Consider the following 16,293-nt stretch of genomic DNA (forward strand, 5'->3'; position numbering starts at 1 on the left):
CTGGTTTTTCATCCAGTGTTTTTTACTGGCAATCCTGGCCACAACGAGTAAAATTACTCACCTGCCGCTTATTCTGTAATCAGGTCGTCGCCAATGAGTAAACCGTTCAAACTGAATTCTGCTTTCCGTCCTTCCGGGGATCAGCCCGAGGCCATTCGTCGCCTGGAAGAGGGGCTGGAAGACGGGCTGGCGCACCAGACCCTGCTGGGGGTAACCGGTTCGGGTAAAACCTTCACCATTGCCAACGTCATTGCCGATCTCCAGCGTCCGACGATGGTCCTCGCGCCGAACAAAACGCTGGCGGCGCAGCTGTATGGTGAGATGAAAGAGTTCTTCCCGGAGAACGCGGTGGAATATTTCGTCTCTTACTACGACTACTACCAGCCGGAAGCCTACGTTCCCAGCTCTGACACGTTTATCGAGAAAGATGCCTCGGTGAACGAACATATCGAGCAGATGCGTTTGTCTGCGACCAAGGCGCTGCTTGAGCGTCGCGATGTGGTGGTGGTGGCCTCGGTGTCGGCGATCTACGGCCTGGGCGATCCGGATCTCTATCTCAAGATGATGCTGCACCTGACGCAGGGGATGATCATCGATCAGCGGGCGATTTTGCGCCGTCTGGCGGAGTTGCAGTACACCCGTAACGATCAGGCGTTCCAGCGCGGGACCTTCCGCGTGCGCGGTGAGGTGATTGATATCTTCCCGGCGGAATCGGACGACATGGCGCTGCGCGTTGAGCTGTTCGACGAAGAGGTTGAACGCCTGTCGCTGTTCGACCCGCTAACCGGCCATGTCGAGTCGGTGATCCAGCGCTTCACCATCTACCCCAAAACGCACTACGTGACGCCACGCGAGCGTATCGTGCAGGCGATGGAAGAGATCAAAGGTGAGCTGGCGGACCGCCGCAAGGTGCTGCTGGCGAACAACAAGCTGCTGGAAGAGCAGCGCCTGAGCCAGCGTACCCAGTTCGATCTGGAGATGATGAACGAGCTGGGCTACTGCTCCGGCATTGAAAACTACTCGCGCTACCTCTCCGGGCGCGGGCCAGGCGAAGCGCCGCCGACGCTGTTTGACTACCTTCCGGCGGACGGCCTGCTGGTGATCGACGAATCTCACGTTACGATCCCGCAGATCGGCGGGATGTATCGTGGTGACCGGGCGCGTAAAGAGACGCTCGTGGAGTACGGCTTCCGTCTGCCGTCGGCGCTGGACAACCGTCCGATGAAGTTTGAAGAATTTGAGGCGCTCGCCCCGCAGACCATCTACGTATCGGCAACGCCGGGCAACTACGAACTGGAAAAATCCGGTGATGACGTGGTGGACCAGGTGGTGCGTCCGACCGGGCTGCTGGATCCGATTATCGAGGTGCGGCCCGTGGCGACGCAGGTGGACGATCTGCTCTCGGAAATCCGTGCCCGTTCCGCCATCAACGAGCGCGTGCTGGTGACCACGCTTACCAAACGTATGGCGGAAGATTTGACGGAGTATCTGGAAGAACACGGCGAGAAGGTGCGGTATCTGCACTCGGATATCGATACCGTGGAGCGTATGGAGATCATCCGCGACCTGCGCCTGGGCGAGTTCGACGTGCTGGTGGGTATCAACCTGCTGCGAGAAGGTCTGGATATGCCGGAAGTGTCGCTGGTGGCGATTCTGGACGCCGACAAAGAGGGCTTCCTGCGTTCTGAGCGCTCGCTGATCCAGACCATTGGCCGCGCCGCGCGTAACGTCAACGGGAAGGCGATTCTGTACGGGGATAAAATTACCCCGTCGATGGCCAAAGCCATTGGCGAAACGGAGCGCCGTCGCGAGAAACAGCAGCGCTACAACGAAGAGCACGGCATTACGCCGCAAGGGCTGAACAAGAAGGTGGTGGATATCCTGGCGCTGGGTCAGAACATAGCGAAGACCAAAGCGAAAGGCCGCGGCAAGGCCCGTTCAGTGGTGGAAGAGGATACCGTTGCGCTGACGCCGAAAGCGTTGCAGCAGAAGATCCACGAGCTGGAAGGGCAGATGATGCAGCACGCGCAGAACCTGGAGTTCGAAGAGGCTGCACAAATCCGCGATCAGCTGCATCAGCTGCGGGATCTGTTTATTGCGGCATCGTGAGTTTTTTGCCCGGTGGCGCTGCGCTTACCGGGCCTACAGGTTTAGCGTCTTTTGTAGCCCCGGTAAGCGCAGCGCCACCGGGGTTTTTGTTAACCCAATTCCTGAATCGCTTTCTCCAGCGCCTCGCGCAGCAGGTGGCGGTCGTGACGATATTTAATATCGCTGGCTTCCAGCGGCTCCTGCACCACCACGCGATCGCCAATCCCTGACACATCCACTTTCGGCCCAACCACGACACCGTCGATAATTTTCTTACCGACGTACTGTTCCATCAGGTTCAGCTTGTCCGCCAGCGACAGGCTCGCCGCCGCCGGGCTAAGTTCGCGGCCTAAGTTACCGATATAGACCATGGGGGCAGGCGTTCTGCGCAGCGCCTGCGCCAGCTCTTTGACCAGCAGGAGCGGCATCAGGCTGGTGTAAAAACTCCCCGGCCCAATCAGGATCAGATCGGCCTCGCCAATCGCTTCAACCGCTTCCCGCGTCGCGGGTACGCTGGGGTAGGTCATCAGCTCTTTTGGCGGCAGGAGAAGCTGGTCGATATTCACTTCACCATACACTTCGTGATCGTCGGCATCGATCGCCATCAAATCCACCGGCTGTTCGGACATCGGGATCAGAAACGCATCCACCTTAAGCAGGTTTCGAATTAAATTGATCGCTTCCAGAGGGCGCACGCTCAGGTGATCCAGCGCCTTTAACATCAGGTTTCCAAGGTTATGGCCTGAAAGTTCGCCATTACCGCCAAAACGGTACTCAAACATCGCTGAAGCCACGCTGGGCTCCGTTATGAGCTGGTTAAGGCAGTTGCGCATGTCACCCCAGGCGATCCCGCCTTCAGCACGTCGGATCCGCCCGGTTGAGCCGCCGTTATCCGTTGTTGTCACAATGCCCGTCAGGCGTGAGCCCAGTGACGATAACGACGACATGACCCGTCCCAGACCGTGACCCCCGCCAAGAGCGACCACGCGGTCCAGATCCGCAAAAGTGCGATTGCGCATACCCATTCCTTATCCTGTTTAGCTTGCGTCACAGTAACGCAACTACTCCTAAAAGACGATGCCTCTCACAATCCATAATGACGTATATCAATGCGAAAGCGCGGTTTTTGCGTATTCTGTAGGGAAAATGCACGATAACATCGTTATGTATAAGATTATATAGCGAAAAGCGACAATGGCGAAGTGGCGATTTCCACGCTACTATCGCCATAACCACGTTTTCAAAACTGAAAACATACACTCTAGCCCTGGCGCCTGTGTCGAGAGATATGGCGCCCTGGCCGTGGCGGATTTGCCACCAGGGTACAGAAAGAAATGACTGTGCCTCCCGATCTGGAAAGGTGTACATGGCTTCACAACTTACTGATGCTTTCGCGCGTAAGTTTTTCTACTTACGTTTGTCGATTACCGACGTGTGCAACTTCCGTTGCACCTACTGCCTGCCCGATGGCTACAAGCCCGGCAGCGTCACCAACAACGGCTTTCTCTCCGTGGATGAAGTACGCCGCGTCACGCGTGCGTTCTCGGAACTCGGTACGGAAAAAGTGCGTCTGACCGGGGGAGAGCCTTCCCTGCGTCGTGATTTCCCTGACATCATCGCCGCCGTGCGTGAAAACGAACGTATCCGCCAGATTGCGGTGACCACCAACGGTTACCGCATGGCGCGTGACGTAGCGAACTGGCGCGATGCGGGTCTGACGGCGATTAACGTCAGCGTTGATAGCCTTGACGCCCGTCAGTTCCACGCGATTACCGGCCAGGATAAGTTTCGCCAGGTGATGGACGGCATCGATGCCGCGTTCACCGCCGGTTTCGATAAGGTCAAAGTCAATACCGTGTTGATGCGTGACGTGAACCATCATCAGCTGGACACCTTCCTGGCGTGGATCAAACCGCGCCGCATTCAACTGCGTTTTATTGAGCTGATGGAGACCGGTGAGGGCAGCGATCTGTTCTATCGGCATCACATCTCCGGCATGGTGCTGCGCGACGAGCTGCTGAAACGCGGCTGGATCCACCAGATCCGCCAGCGCAGCGACGGCCCGGCGCAGGTCTTTTGTCACCCGGACTACGAAGGTGAAATCGGCCTGATCATGCCCTATGAGAAAGATTTCTGTGCCAGCTGCAACCGCCTGCGCGTCTCCTCCGTTGGCAAGCTGCACCTCTGCCTGTTCGGGGATGGTGGCGTAGAACTGCGCGATTTGCTGGAAGACGATGCCCAACAGGGCGCACTTGAAGCACGCATTTCCGAGGCGCTGACGCACAAAAAGCAGACCCATTTCCTGCATCAGGGCAACACCGGCATTACTCAGAACCTGTCCTATATCGGCGGGTAATCAGGCTTTAGAAGGAACCAGAAGATGAGTCAGGTAAGCGCGGAATTTATCCCGACACGCATTGCTATTCTTACCGTTTCCGATCGTCGTGGTGAAGAGGATGATACCTCCGGCCACTGGCTGCGCGAGGCGGCACACGAAGCAGGACACCAGATTGTTGATAAAGCGATCGTCAAAGAGAACCGTTACGCCATTCGCGCGCAGGTTTCCCAGTGGATTGCGAGTGACGACGTCCAGGTGGTGCTGATCACCGGCGGCACCGGCTTTACCGCAGGCGACCAGGCGCCAGAAGCGCTGCTTCCGCTGTTCGATCGCGAAGTGGAAGGCTTCGGCGAAGTGTTCCGCATGCTCTCGTTTGAAGAGATTGGCACCTCTACGCTCCAGTCCCGTGCCGTAGCGGGGATGGCGAACAATACGCTGATTTTCGCCATGCCGGGCTCGACCAAAGCCTGCCGCACCGCGTGGGAAAATATTATTGCCCCGCAGCTGGATGCCCGCACCCGTCCGTGTAATTTCCATCCTCATTTAAAGAAATAAGCTATGTCACAACTGACCCACATTAACGCCGCTGGCGAAGCGCATATGGTGGATGTCTCCGCCAAGGCCGAAACGGTGCGCGAGGCGCGTGCTGAAGCATTCGTCACCATGCTGCCGGAGACGCTGGCGATGATTATCGACGGCAGCCATCACAAGGGTGATGTGTTTGCGACCGCCCGCATCGCCGGTATTCAGGCCGCGAAGCGTACCTGGGACCTCATCCCGCTCTGTCATCCGCTGATGCTCAGCAAGGTGGAAGTGAATTTGCAGGCGCAGCCGGAGCATCACCGCGTGCGCATCGAGTCTCTGTGCCGCTTAACCGGGAAAACCGGCGTAGAGATGGAGGCGTTGACGGCTGCCTCCGTGGCGGCGCTGACCATCTACGACATGTGTAAAGCGGTACAGAAAGATATGGTGATTGGCCCGGTGCGTCTGCTGGCAAAAAGCGGCGGCAAATCCGGTGATTTTAAGGTGGAAAACCATGATTAAGGTGCTCTTTTTTGCCCAGGTCCGTGAGCTGGTCAATACCGACAGCCTGACGCTGGACGGTGCTTTTGCAGACGTCGCCGCCCTGCGTGCGCACCTGGCGGCGCAGGGCGACCGCTGGGCGCTGGCGCTGGATCAAGGCAAGCTGCTGGCCGCCGTGAATCAGACGCTGGTTGAATTTACGCACCCGCTGGCTGACGGCGATGAAGTGGCGTTCTTCCCGCCGGTTACAGGGGGTTAAGATGACGGACACCCGAATTCTGGTCGGCCCTGAGCGCTTTAGCGTCGGTACCGAATACAGCTGGCTGGCAGAGCGCGATGAAGACGGCGCGGTCGTGACCTTCACCGGGAAAGTGCGTAATCACAACCTCGGCGACAGCGTAAAAGCGCTGACGCTGGAGCACTATCCGGGGATGACCGAAAAATCGCTGGCGGCCATTGTCGAAGAGGCGCGAGGCCGCTGGCCGCTGGGGCGCGTGACGGTTATCCATCGCATCGGCGAAATGTGGCCCGGTGAAGAGATTGTATTTGTCGGCGTCACCAGCGCACACCGCACAAGCGCCTTTGCGGCGGGGGAGTTCATCATGGATTACCTCAAAACCAAAGCGCCGTTCTGGAAGCGTGAAGCGACGCCGGAAGGCGAGCGCTGGGTGGAATCGCGGGACAGCGACAAACAGGCTGCCAGCCGCTGGTAACAGGTTTATGAGGATGTGTTAGTCTTAACGTGTGTGTTTACTTAATCAGGAGTGAATCATGGACCGATTTCCGCGTTCCGATTCGATAGTACAGCAGACCCGTAGCGGGCTGCAAACCTACATGGCTCAGGTGTATGGCTGGATGACGGTCGGCTTGCTGCTTACCGCGTTTATCGCGTGGTATGCGGCAAACACGCCTGAACTGATGATGTTCGTCTTCTCCAGCAAAATCACCTTCTTTGGGCTGATCATTGCGCAGCTGGCGCTGGTGTTCGTTCTCTCCGGGCTGGTGCACAAGCTCAGCGCGGGCATGGCGACTACGCTGTTTATGCTCTATTCAGCGCTGACCGGGCTGACGCTCTCCAGTATTTTCATCGTCTACACCTACTCCTCCATTGCCAGCACGTTTGTGGTAACCGGCGGGATGTTTGGCGTGATGAGCCTGTACGGCTACACCACGAAACGCGATCTGAGCGGTTTCGGCAGCATGCTGTTCATGGGGCTGATCGGGATTGTGCTGGCGTCGCTGGTGAACCTGTGGCTGAAGAGTGAAGCGCTGATGTGGGCGGTGACCTATATCGGGGTGGTGATCTTCGTTGGCTTAACCGCCTACGATACCCAGAAGCTGAAAAACATTGGTGAACAAATTGATGTTCGCGACAGTTCAAACCTGCGCAAACACGCCATTCTGGGCGCGCTGACGCTTTATCTGGACTTCATCAACCTGTTCCTGATGCTGCTGCGTATTTTCGGCAACCGTCGCTAGGATTGTTATGCCGGGTGGCGGCTTCCCCTTACCCGGCCTACGAAAGGCGAACCGTAGGTCGGGTAAGGCGAAGCCGCCACCCGACTTATTCACTTCGCTAACATCCTCTCATTCTTCGCGCGCAACTTCTTCGCCCGACTCTCCAGCATCAGATAACAGACCGTTGCCAGCGCCAGCGGCAGGAAATAGTAGATCATGCGGTATGCGAGCAGGGCGGCGATAATCGTTCCCTGAGAGACATGCTCACCCGCAAGCAGCGCGATAAACACCGCTTCCATTACGCCAATCCCCGCCGGAATGTGCACAATCACGCCAGCAATACTGCTTACCAGCAGCACGCCCAGCACGAAGAAGTAATTCACATCTTCCCCAATCAGCAGCCAGATAATGGCCCCCATCGCCATCCAGTTGGCGCTGGATACCACCATTTGCAGAACGGCAAACTTCCATGAAGGCAGCACCAGCTTCTGCCCTTTAATGGTCATATGGCGACGTTTGGCAAAGGCGCAGGCCCACACGTAGGCCGCGATAATCAACAGCAGCACGATGCCAAGAATGCGCAGCGTCGCTTCATCGATGTACCAGTGCGCAGGCAGCTGTACCACGCCAATGGTGAAAATCACCCCGCCCAGCAGGATATACCCCAGCCAGTTGGTGGTAATACTCAGCGAGAAAATGCGCGTGATGGTGCCGCCCGGCAATCCGAGGCGGGAGTACAGGCGATAGCGCATGCCAATCCCGCCCACCCAGGTGCTCAGCGTCAGGTTAAAGGCGTAGCAGATGAACGACACCAGCATGACCTGCCGCTTTGCCAGCTTGTGCCCGCAGTAGGCGCGCCCTAACAGGTCATAGCAGCCGTACATCAGGTAACTTACTATCACCAGCCCAATGGCGCCCAGCAGCACCGTCCGGTTGTAGTTGCGGATAACTTTCCACACCTCTTCCCAGTCTACCTTTTGCGCGTACACCACCAGCAGTACCGCGACGGCGATGAAGAACAGCCACGTCAGGATTTTTTTCGCCAGCCGCCAGCGAGGATGAGATTTCGACATCAGGTTTTCCCTCCATCTTCCGCCTCTACGCGGTCCTGGGTTTCCATTTCGGGTTGCACGGGCGGATCCACCAGCGCCAGTTTCGGCGTATGCGCCGGTAGCCAGCCCACCATGGCCGGGAAGTGGCGCAGGAAGTGGAACACCACCACGCCGATGCCCACGTTCCACCAGCTGCGTTTCGGCACCATGGACTCATCCACCCGCACGCAGTCTTTATTGATCAACCCCTGAAGGTTATCGCGCAGGGTCTGATTAAACTGACGATCGTGGATAATCAGGTTCGCTTCCAGGTTGAGCGATAAGCTCAGTGGATCGAGGTTACTGGAGCCGACGGTCGCCCAGTGGTCATCCATTACCGCCACTTTGCCGTGCAGCGGGCGGCGGCGATATTCATAGATCTGCACGCCGCTTTTAACCAGATAGCGATAGAGCAGACGCGCGCCCACCTTCACAATCGGCATATCGGGCTCGCCCTGGACGATGAGCTTCACGCTCACGCCTCGTCGGGCCGCGTTGCGCATGGCGTGCAAAATCCGGTAGCCGGGGAAGAAATAGGCGTTGGCGATAATCACCTCGCGTTTGGCGTTCGCCAGCATCTTCAGGTAATGACGCTCGATATCGTCCCGATGCTCCTCGTTGTCCCGCCAGACGAACAGCGCCTGCGCCTCGCCGGGCTTGCGGTTCTCTTCAGGGCGATGACGGCGTCGCCACCAGCGGCGAGCGGCCTCTTTGCCGGGTAAGTTTTCCAGCACGAACAGCTGGATGTCCTGTACCACCGGTCCCTCAATACGGATTGCATAATCCTGCTTGGCCTCAGGACCGTAATCCGACATATGCTCGGCGGAGTAGTTGATGCCGCCCACGAAGGCCACCGTTTCGTCCACCACCACAATTTTGCGGTGCATTCGGCGGAACAGGTTGGTGCGCATGCCGAACAGACGCGGGCCGGGATCGTAATAGCGGAACACCACCCCTGCGGCGGTGAGTTCGTTAACAAATTCATCGCTCAGATCCGGCGAACCATACCCGTCGAGCAGAACCTCAATTTTTATACCGCGACGGGCGGCATGCAGCAGCGCGCTGTGCAACTGCCTGCCCACGTCGTCTTCAAACCAGATGAACGTTTCCAGGAATACTTTCTGCTGTGCGTGGCTTATCGCCTCAAAGACCGCCGGATAAAAATTATCGCCATTTTCCAGCAGCGTAATACGGTTACCTTCCTGCCATGTGCATTTCATAAGTGGATCTCCGCGCTGAGTGGGGCATGGTCGGAGAGATGTCGCCAGTTGAGCAAGGCCAGCGCAGTCGGGCTACTGGCGTGGGCATTTTTTACGTAGATGCGGTCAAGGCGCAGCAGGGGGAAGCGCACCGGAAACGTCCGCGCGGGTCGACCGCGGGCGCGGGTAAAAATCTCCTCCAGCCCCGCATTGACCTTCAGCGGATGGTTGGCGCGCTGACGCCAGTCGTTAAAATCACCGGCTACCACCACGGGTTCGCCCTCGGGCAGCGCATTCGTCCACTCAGCCAGCATCTGAAGCTGAGCCTGACGGTGGGCTTCACGCAGGCCGAGGTGAACGCAGCCCACGTGAACAGGAAAATCGAGATCCGGCGGCGCGATGCGGCAGTAAAGCAACCCACGCTTTTCGCTCTCGCCGACCGACACGTCGCGATTTTCATAATGTTCAATCGGATAGCGCGACAGCACCGCGTTACCGTGATGCCCCTCCGGGTAGACCGCATTGCGCCCGTAGGCGTAATCGCTCCACATCGTGTCCGCCAGAAATTCGTAGTGTGGCGTGTCGGGCCAGTTTTCGAAATGCATCGGGTGCACCTCGTGCGCGCCCATGACCTCCTGAAGGCAGACAATATCGGCGCTGACGGTGCGTACCGCGTCGCGCAGCTCCGGTAAAATGAAGCGGCGGTTAAATGCTGTGAAGCCCTTATGAATGTTAATCGTCAGCACCTTGAGTGAGAAATGCTGCGTTTTTTTGCTCATAAACACCTTCCTGGGTGACTATCCCGATGAAAATAAAGTGTAGTAGGCGTCACAAAAAGATGCGGCGTTACGGAATTTTCCGTAAAGTGCGGTAGTCTGAACTAGCAGAGAAAAATCCTTCAGGAGAGAAGCCATGAAGTGGCAACAACGCGTTCGTGTCGCAACCGGTTTGAGTTGCTGGCAGATAATGTTGCATTTACTGGTCGTGGCCGTACTTGTAATGGGCTGGATGAGCGGCACGCTGGTGCGTGTGGGCTTAGGGCTATGTGTGCTTTACGGCGTGACCGTGCTGTCGATGCTGTTTTTACAGCGTCACCACGACGCGCGCTGGCGTGAAGTGGGTGATGTGCTCGAAGAGCTCACCACGACATGGTATTTTGGTGCGGCAATGATCGTCCTGTGGCTGCTGTCACGCGTGCTGCAAAATAACCTGCTGCTGGCCCTGGCGGGTCTGGCTATCCTCGCAGGGCCGGCAGTGGTGTCGTTGCTCACCAAAGAGAAAAAGCTACGCGATGTTTCGTCTAAACATCGCATAGGCCACTGAGCCCGTTGTGGCCGCGATGACCAGTAGCGGCCACAAACTTCCCCACACAATATCCAGACTCGCATCCTTCAGATAGATTTGCTTGGTGATATCCGTGAAGTGGCGAATCGGGTTTACCCACGTCAAATCCTGTAACCACACCGGCATGTTCTCAACAGGCGAAACGTACCCTGAGAGCAAAATCGCCGGCATCATAAAGACAAACACCCCGATAAACGCCTGCTGCTGGGTTGAGCAGAGCGCGGAAATCAGCAGCCCAAACCCGACCAGCGACAGGCCGTAAATCACCATCGTGAAGTAAAACAGCGCCAGCGATCCGGCAAACGGGATCTGGTAGGCCCAAATCCCGACGCCCAGCACGATGGTGGCCTGGAAGGTGGCGACGATCAGCGCCGGCACCGCCTTGCCGACAAATATCTGCCAGGTGGCGAGCGGAGAGACCAGCAGCTGATCCAGCGTGCCCTGTTCACGTTCGCGCGCTACGGACAGCGAGGTGACGATCATCACGCCAATGGTGGTGATCATGGCGATAAGCGACGGGACCACAAACCATTTGTAGTCCAGATTCGGGTTGTACCAGTTGCGCACCACCAGTTCGCTGTTGTTGGGCTTCGGTTTGCCCGTCATCAGCTCCTGCTGATAATCCTTCACCACCTGTTGCAGGTAGTTTGCCGCAATCTGGGCGCTGTTGGAGTTGCGCCCGTCGAGGATAAGCTGCATCGGCGCGGTCTGGAAGGTGTCCAGGTTACGAGAGAAATCCGCCGGGAAGCGCACCAGCAGTAACGCTTTCTGCGTGTCGATGGTGGGCTGGATCGCCTGCGGGCTTTTCAGCAACAGGACATGGGTAAAGGCCTTAGCGCGGGCGAAACGCTGGGTCAGCTCGACGGAATGCTTGCCGTTGTCTTCGTTGTAAATCGCGATGGTGGCGTTGGTGACCTCCAGCGTGGCGGCAAACGGAAACAGTACAACCTGAAGCAGCACCGGCAGCACCAGAATGGCGCGGGTCTGCGGCTCACGCAGCAGCGATTGCAGCTCTTTGCGGATCAATGTCCATAAACGGTGAAACATCGCGTCGTCCTCCTGTCGGGTGGCGCTTGCGCTTACCCGACCTACAAAATCCGATGGCTAATCTAATCTTCTTTTCGTTTTCATCCACGTCAGGCCGATAAACATCACCGCCGACGCCAGCAAAAACAGGGTGTTGATAATCAGTACCACCGGGATATTCCCCGCCAGAAACAGGCTTTGCAGGGTGCTGACAAAGTAGCGCGCCGGAATGATGTAGGTCACGGCGCGGATCACCGCCGGCATGCTGTCTATCTGGAAGATAAACCCGGAGAGCATAATCGACGGCAGAAAAGCCGCGTTCAGCGCCACCTGCGCGGCGTTAAACTGGTTGCGGGTGATGGTGGAAATTAACAGGCCCATTCCCAGCGTGCTGAGTAAAAACAGGCTGGTAATAAAGAACAGCAGCACCAGCGAGCCGCGGTACGGCACGCCGAGGATAAAGACGGCGACCAGCATGCACAGCAGCATCGCCAGCATGCCGAGAAAGTAGTAGGGGATGAGCTTACAGAGCAAAAGCTCGACGCGCGTCACTTCGGTTGAAAGTAGCGCCTCCATGGTGCCGCGCTCCCACTCGCGGGCTATGACCAGCGAGGTGAGGATCGCGCCAATCACCGTCATGATGATGGTCACCGCCCCCGGGATAATAAAGTGCTGGCTGATGGCGGCGGGGTTAAACCAGTAGCGCGTCTGCACGTCAATCAGCGGTTCAAACGTCTCCCCCCGGTCTTCGGCGCGCTGCATCTGCCACAGCTGCCAGATCCCCTCCGCATAGCCCTGCACAAAGTTCGCGGTGTTCGGCTCGCTGCCGTCGGTAATTACCTGGATCGGCGCATCGGCGCCCGGGCGCGCCATGTTGGCGGCAAAATCCACCGGGATGACGATCAGGCCGCGAATTTTCCCGGCCTGCATTTTCTGGATCAGTTCCTGCCGGCTGTCGCTGATGGTGGCGTCGATGTAGGGCGAGCCGGTCATGGCGTGGGTGAAGTCCAGCGCCTCTTCGCTCCGCTGCTCCAGCAAAATCCCGACCCGCAGCTTGCTGGAGTCGAGGTTAATCCCGTAGCCAAAGATAAACAGCAGCAGCAGGGGGATCACCACCGCAATCAGCCAGCTGCTGGGATCGCGCACGATCTGCCGCGTCTCTTTGATGCACAGGGCGCGCACCCGGCGCCAGGAAAGGGCGTTACTGCGCATGAGCATTCTCCTTATCCCAGTCGTGGATGAGGGTGATAAACGCCTGCTCCATGGTCGGGTCTGGCTGTGCGTCGTCGGCGGCCTGCGCTTTCAGGTCGTCCGGCGTGCCGTGGGCAATCAGCTTGCCGCGATAGACCAGCCCGATGCGGTCGCAGTATTCCGCCTCATCCATAAAGTGGGTGGTGACCATCACGGTCACGCCTTTTTCCACCATGCTGTTGATATGCAGCCAGAACTCGCGGCGGGTGAGGGGGTCCACGCCTGACGTGGGTTCATCAAGAAACAGGATATCCGGCTCGTGCATCAGTGAGCAGGCCAGCGCCAGCCGCTGCTTGAAGCCAAGCGGCAGCGCGTCGGTAGCGTGTGACGCGATATCGGTCAGGCCGAAGGCCTCGCACATGCGGTCGATTTTCTCGTTCTGCGCCCGCCCCCGCAGGCCGTAGACGCCGGAGAAAAAGCGCAGATTTTGCTCAACCGTCAGGTTGCCGTAGAGCGAAAACTTCTGCGCCATATAGCCCAGATGCTGGCGCGCCTTGCCGGAGCTGACCTTGAGATCCATGTCCAGCACCAATGCCTTGCCGGACGTCGGCACCAGCAGGCCGCACATCATTTTAAAGGTGGTGGATTTTCCCGCCCCGTTCGGCCCGAGCAGGCCGAAAATCTCGCCGCGCTTCACGGCAAAATTGACGTTATCGGTGGCGGCGAAATCGCCGAATTTTTTGGTCAGCGATTTCGCCTCGATGACCGTTTCGCCCGGCGTGCCTTCCACCGTGTGCAGAATGGCGCCAAGCGGTGATTCTGAGGTTCCCGCCCCGCCCAGAAGGTCGATAAATGCATCTTCAAAGCGCGGGGCGGTTTCCTGCATCTCAATCTCAGGCATCCCCTGCGCCTGGCGGATACTCTCGGCGGTCGCCTCTTTGCTGAGGATCACGCGCACCGAGCGGCCCTGAATCATGCCGTCGCTGATCTGCGGCAGCTTCAGCACCCGTTGCAGCAGCGTGCGGTTGGACTCCTGCGGACTATGCAGCAGAAAACTGCGCCCGGCCATGGTGTGCGTCAGCTCGGTGGGCTCGCCCTGATAGAGCAGTTCACCTTCGTTCATCAGCAGCACGTCGCGGCACTGCTCCGCTTCATCAAGGTAAGAGGTGCTCCAGAGGATCAGCATGCCGTCACCCGCCAGCTCGTGCACCATCTGCCACAGCTCGCGGCGGGAAATTGGGTCCACGCCCACGCCGGGTTCATCCAGCAGCAGCACTTTTGGCTCGCCCACCAGCGTACAGGCCAGCCCCAGCTTCTGCTTCATCCCGCCGGAAAGCTTGCCCGCCAGCCGGTCGGTGAACGGGCCGAGGGAGGTAAATTCGAGCAGACGCTCGAAGGTTTTCTGCCGGGTTTCGCCGGTGACGCTGCGCAGGTCGGCGTACAGATTGAGGTTTTCCATCACCGTCAGATCTTCGTACAGGCCAAACTTCTGCGGCATATAGCCGAGTATGCCGTGGAGCGCCGCGTCGTCTTTGATCGGATCGAGGCCAAGCACGCGGGCCGATCCCTCGTCCGGCTTCAGTAAGCCCGCCAGCATCCGCATCAGCGTGGTTTTACCCGCGCCGTCCGGCCCCACCAGCCCGGTCACATAGCCTTTCTGAATGGTGCAGTTCAGCGGTGCGACCGCCGGTTTGTCCATTCCCGGGAAACGTTTGACCAGATTATTGAGCTGGATAACCGCATCATTCATGTCGTTCCCCGTCGTTTAAGGTCACGGTAACAGGCATGCCCTGACGCAGCGCGTCGTCCGCGTCGGTGACGATGATGCGCAGGCGGTACACCAGGTCGGTGCGCAGGTCCGGCGTTTCAACGGTCTTCGGCGTGAATTCGGCGGTAGGAGAGACAAAGCCCACTTTACCGTGATACGGCTTGTCCGGGCGACCGTCGGTATAGAGCAGCAGCTCGCGGCCCGGCTGCATCTGGCCGAGATTCGGTTCATCAATGTAGGCCCGCACCCAGACCGGACGGGTTAAGGACAGCGTCAACACGGTGCTGCCTGCGCTGAGCATGCTGCCCGGCTCCACGGCGCGGGTCATCAGCGTGCCGTCAGACGGGGCGATTAGCGTGGTATCGTGCAGATCCAGCTCCGCCTGGGCAAGCTGCGCCTGCGCCTGCTCAAGGCTGGCTTTCGCCTGGGCGATGTCCTGCGCGCGGTTACCGGTGCGGTACTGGCTGAGCTTATCCTGTGCCGATTTCAGCGTCGCCTGCGCCTGGTCGCGGGATGAGCGCGCGTTTTCAAGGTCGTTGGCGGAAATGGTGCGGCTTTTCCACAGCCCCTGCTGGCGGTTGTAGAAGTTCTGCGCGTAGTCATAGGCGGCTTTGGCCTGCTTAACGGCAGCCGCCGCCTGGGAGATCTCTTCGTCACGATAGCCCGCCAGCATCAGGTCGTACTGCGCCTGGGCGACGGAGACGCCTGCTTTTGCCTGCATCAGCGCGTTCTCAAACGGGGCTTTGTCCAGCATTCCCAGCGTCTGCCCGGCTTTGATGGCGTCGCCCTCGTCAACGCTCAGCGAGGCGAGACGCCCGCCAACCCGGAAGCTCATATTCACGGTGCGGATATCCACGTTGCCGTACAGCGTCAGGCCGCGATCCTGCTGGCTCTGATACCACAGCCAGCCGCCGATTCCCGCAGCAAGCAAAACAACAACCACCAGTATGATGGCGACAGGTTTTTTCATGACTTCTGGCTCCTTTGCGTTAAGCCTTGCAGGATGAGATCAACGTGACAGGTAATGACCTGGCTAATTTGCCCGGCTTTATCCTCATCGAACTGTGTCCAGCCAGTACGTAACAGGATGGTTTCGCGCCCCAGACGGAAGGCGAGCACTTCGCCCAGCAGGGCGTGGGTATGCAAAATGGTGTCGGTATCGCTGGCGTCCCGACCGGTATAGGCGGCGATCAGCCGGGTCAGATGGCTATGCATCGGGGCGATCACCTGATCGTGCACCAGCTGGTAGGCGGCAGTGGGAGAGAGCTGCTCGCGGGAGATAAATTTGCTCAGGTTCAGCGTATCGTCGTGCGTCAGCAGGCGGATCATATTGTGGCAGGCGTTAAGGATCAGCTGGCGGATGACCGCCCGGTCCGGCTCTGGCTGGCTGAATAACGCGGTGGCCTCTTCCACGTGCGGACGAAAGCTGGTGTCGATAAAATCCGCGATCCACTGGGCGCAGGCGAGATATAAGTCCTCTTTTGAACCAAAATAGTAGGTAATGGCCGCAATATTCTGCCCGGCCTGGGCGGCGATATCCCGCGTGGTGGCATGCAGACCATACTCGCCAAACTGTGCCAGCGCGGCGGCAATCAGCTGGCTTTTCGCCTGTTCGCCTTTGGTCGTCGTTGGGGTTGTATTCATAGCGTCATTAAAAATTAATCAATCGATTGATTAAGATTATGCCTGATTTCCGCAAACGTCGAGCCATCACCGGGGATATTTTATGCGCCACGTCACAAAAGCTGCTACACTCCGCACCTTCGC

Annotated in this window: 17 protein-coding genes and 1 riboswitch; of the genes, 8 read left to right on the forward strand and 9 right to left on the reverse strand. The window is 58.3% G+C overall.

Annotated elements, in window-relative coordinates:
* Positions 1–93 precede the first annotated feature (93 nt).
* Entirely contained in the window at positions 94–2,109 is a 2,016-nt protein-coding gene (uvrB, locus tag IM267_RS17255; RefSeq protein WP_063449304.1) for an excinuclease ABC subunit UvrB, read from the forward strand.
* Between the two features lie 89 nt (positions 2,110–2,198).
* Here the strand turns inward: uvrB and yvcK are convergent, their stop codons facing one another.
* A complete protein-coding gene (gene yvcK, locus IM267_RS17260; protein WP_063866505.1) occupies positions 2,199–3,107 on the reverse strand; it encodes a uridine diphosphate-N-acetylglucosamine-binding protein YvcK in 909 nt (302 codons plus the stop codon).
* Positions 3,108–3,333: 226 nt separating this feature from the next.
* Positions 3,334–3,467: riboswitch (molybdenum cofactor riboswitch) on the forward strand.
* Between yvcK and moaA the strand changes: the two genes are divergently transcribed.
* The 6 genes from moaA to IM267_RS17290 all read left to right on the forward strand — a co-directional run bounded on the left by moaA (position 3,455) and on the right by IM267_RS17290 (position 6,928).
* Complete coding sequence (moaA, locus tag IM267_RS17265; protein WP_193033894.1) at positions 3,455–4,444, forward strand: GTP 3',8-cyclase MoaA; 990 nt, start codon at positions 3,455–3,457, stop codon at positions 4,442–4,444. (Overlaps the previous riboswitch by 13 nt.)
* A gap of 24 nt (positions 4,445–4,468) precedes the next feature.
* On the forward strand, positions 4,469–4,981 hold the full coding sequence (moaB, locus tag IM267_RS17270; protein ID WP_063449302.1) for a molybdenum cofactor biosynthesis protein B: 513 nt from the start codon (positions 4,469–4,471) through the stop codon (positions 4,979–4,981).
* Positions 4,982–4,984: 3 nt separating this feature from the next.
* On the forward strand, positions 4,985–5,470 hold the full coding sequence (gene moaC, locus IM267_RS17275; protein WP_063449301.1) for a cyclic pyranopterin monophosphate synthase MoaC: 486 nt from the start codon (positions 4,985–4,987) through the stop codon (positions 5,468–5,470).
* Positions 5,463–5,708: a molybdopterin synthase sulfur carrier subunit gene (moaD, locus tag IM267_RS17280; protein ID WP_193033895.1), complete on the forward strand. Its 246-nt coding sequence runs from the start codon at positions 5,463–5,465 to the stop codon at positions 5,706–5,708. The genes moaC and moaD overlap by 8 nt, the downstream gene beginning before the upstream one ends.
* Position 5,709: 1 nt before the next feature.
* Positions 5,710–6,162, forward strand: coding sequence for a molybdopterin synthase catalytic subunit MoaE (gene moaE / locus IM267_RS17285; RefSeq protein WP_107534963.1), 453 nt, complete (start codon positions 5,710–5,712; stop codon positions 6,160–6,162).
* A 58-nt stretch (positions 6,163–6,220) separates the two neighbouring features.
* Positions 6,221–6,928 carry a Bax inhibitor-1/YccA family protein gene (locus tag IM267_RS17290; RefSeq protein ID WP_063866155.1) on the forward strand — a complete coding sequence of 236 codons (708 nt, stop codon included), beginning with the start codon at positions 6,221–6,223 and terminating at the stop codon, positions 6,926–6,928.
* 89 nt (positions 6,929–7,017) lie between these two features.
* Here the strand turns inward: IM267_RS17290 and IM267_RS17295 are convergent, their stop codons facing one another.
* The 3 genes from IM267_RS17295 to IM267_RS17305 are packed head-to-tail and all read right to left on the reverse strand — an operon-like array spanning position 7,018 to position 9,976.
* Positions 7,018–7,980 carry a YbhN family protein gene (locus IM267_RS17295; RefSeq protein ID WP_193033896.1) on the reverse strand — a complete coding sequence of 321 codons (963 nt, stop codon included), beginning with the start codon at positions 7,978–7,980 and terminating at the stop codon, positions 7,018–7,020.
* On the reverse strand, positions 7,980–9,218 hold the full coding sequence (gene clsB, locus IM267_RS17300) for a cardiolipin synthase ClsB (RefSeq protein ID WP_063449296.1): 1,239 nt from the start codon (positions 9,216–9,218) through the stop codon (positions 7,980–7,982). Before clsB ends, IM267_RS17295 begins: the two co-directional genes overlap by 1 nt.
* On the reverse strand, positions 9,215–9,976 hold the full coding sequence (locus tag IM267_RS17305) for an endonuclease/exonuclease/phosphatase family protein (RefSeq protein ID WP_063866157.1): 762 nt from the start codon (positions 9,974–9,976) through the stop codon (positions 9,215–9,217). The genes clsB and IM267_RS17305 overlap by 4 nt, the downstream gene beginning before the upstream one ends.
* Before the next feature lie 133 nt (positions 9,977–10,109).
* Between IM267_RS17305 and IM267_RS17310 the strand changes: the two genes are divergently transcribed.
* Positions 10,110–10,520, forward strand: coding sequence for a YbhQ family protein (locus IM267_RS17310; protein ID WP_006809522.1), 411 nt, complete (start codon positions 10,110–10,112; stop codon positions 10,518–10,520).
* On the opposite strand, the gene IM267_RS17315 is transcribed toward IM267_RS17310, so the two are convergent.
* The 5 genes from IM267_RS17315 to cecR are packed head-to-tail and all read right to left on the reverse strand — an operon-like array spanning position 10,482 to position 16,170.
* Positions 10,482–11,588 carry an ABC transporter permease gene (locus tag IM267_RS17315; RefSeq protein ID WP_063866159.1) on the reverse strand — a complete coding sequence of 369 codons (1,107 nt, stop codon included), beginning with the start codon at positions 11,586–11,588 and terminating at the stop codon, positions 10,482–10,484. The two genes, IM267_RS17310 and IM267_RS17315, sit on opposite strands and share 39 nt — an antisense overlap.
* Before the next feature lie 57 nt (positions 11,589–11,645).
* Positions 11,646–12,779, reverse strand: a complete 1,134-nt coding sequence (locus IM267_RS17320; protein WP_193033897.1) for an ABC transporter permease — start codon at positions 12,777–12,779, stop codon at positions 11,646–11,648.
* The gene (locus tag IM267_RS17325; RefSeq protein WP_063866160.1) at positions 12,769–14,508 is read right to left on the reverse strand and encodes an ATP-binding cassette domain-containing protein; all 1,740 of its coding nucleotides are present in this window, start codon (positions 14,506–14,508) and stop codon (positions 12,769–12,771) included. Before IM267_RS17325 ends, IM267_RS17320 begins: the two co-directional genes overlap by 11 nt.
* Complete coding sequence (hlyD, locus tag IM267_RS17330) at positions 14,501–15,496, reverse strand: secretion protein HlyD (RefSeq protein ID WP_102750342.1); 996 nt, start codon at positions 15,494–15,496, stop codon at positions 14,501–14,503. The genes IM267_RS17325 and hlyD overlap by 8 nt, the downstream gene beginning before the upstream one ends.
* Positions 15,493–16,170, reverse strand: coding sequence for a transcriptional regulator CecR (gene cecR, locus IM267_RS17335; protein WP_193033898.1), 678 nt, complete (start codon positions 16,168–16,170; stop codon positions 15,493–15,495). The genes hlyD and cecR overlap by 4 nt, the downstream gene beginning before the upstream one ends.
* Positions 16,171–16,293 lie beyond the last annotated feature (123 nt).

This window comes from Enterobacter cloacae complex sp. P15RS (genome assembly GCF_014895905.1).
In the GTDB taxonomy this organism is placed as follows: Bacteria; Pseudomonadota; Gammaproteobacteria; order Enterobacterales; family Enterobacteriaceae; genus Enterobacter; species Enterobacter quasihormaechei.

Bases quoted from the DNA above. Each gene is read 5' to 3' on its own strand.
- uvrB (WP_063449304.1), top strand. From the start codon at position 94: ATGAGTAAACCGTTCAAACTGAATTCTGCTTTCCGTCCTTCCGGGGAT.
- yvcK (WP_063866505.1), bottom strand. From the start codon at position 3,107: ATGCGCAATCGCACTTTTGCGGATCTGGACCGCGTGGTCGCTCTTGGC.
- moaA (WP_193033894.1), top strand. From the start codon at position 3,455: ATGGCTTCACAACTTACTGATGCTTTCGCGCGTAAGTTTTTCTACTTA.
- moaB (WP_063449302.1), top strand. From the start codon at position 4,469: ATGAGTCAGGTAAGCGCGGAATTTATCCCGACACGCATTGCTATTCTT.
- moaC (WP_063449301.1), top strand. From the start codon at position 4,985: ATGTCACAACTGACCCACATTAACGCCGCTGGCGAAGCGCATATGGTG.
- moaD (WP_193033895.1), top strand. From the start codon at position 5,463: ATGATTAAGGTGCTCTTTTTTGCCCAGGTCCGTGAGCTGGTCAATACC.
- moaE (WP_107534963.1), top strand. From the start codon at position 5,710: ATGACGGACACCCGAATTCTGGTCGGCCCTGAGCGCTTTAGCGTCGGT.
- IM267_RS17290 (WP_063866155.1), top strand. From the start codon at position 6,221: ATGGACCGATTTCCGCGTTCCGATTCGATAGTACAGCAGACCCGTAGC.
- IM267_RS17295 (WP_193033896.1), bottom strand. From the start codon at position 7,980: ATGTCGAAATCTCATCCTCGCTGGCGGCTGGCGAAAAAAATCCTGACG.
- clsB (WP_063449296.1), bottom strand. From the start codon at position 9,218: ATGAAATGCACATGGCAGGAAGGTAACCGTATTACGCTGCTGGAAAAT.
- IM267_RS17305 (WP_063866157.1), bottom strand. From the start codon at position 9,976: ATGAGCAAAAAAACGCAGCATTTCTCACTCAAGGTGCTGACGATTAAC.
- IM267_RS17310 (WP_006809522.1), top strand. From the start codon at position 10,110: ATGAAGTGGCAACAACGCGTTCGTGTCGCAACCGGTTTGAGTTGCTGG.
- IM267_RS17315 (WP_063866159.1), bottom strand. From the start codon at position 11,588: ATGTTTCACCGTTTATGGACATTGATCCGCAAAGAGCTGCAATCGCTG.
- IM267_RS17320 (WP_193033897.1), bottom strand. From the start codon at position 12,779: ATGCGCAGTAACGCCCTTTCCTGGCGCCGGGTGCGCGCCCTGTGCATC.
- IM267_RS17325 (WP_063866160.1), bottom strand. From the start codon at position 14,508: ATGAATGATGCGGTTATCCAGCTCAATAATCTGGTCAAACGTTTCCCG.
- hlyD (WP_102750342.1), bottom strand. From the start codon at position 15,496: ATGAAAAAACCTGTCGCCATCATACTGGTGGTTGTTGTTTTGCTTGCT.
- cecR (WP_193033898.1), bottom strand. From the start codon at position 16,170: ATGAATACAACCCCAACGACGACCAAAGGCGAACAGGCGAAAAGCCAG.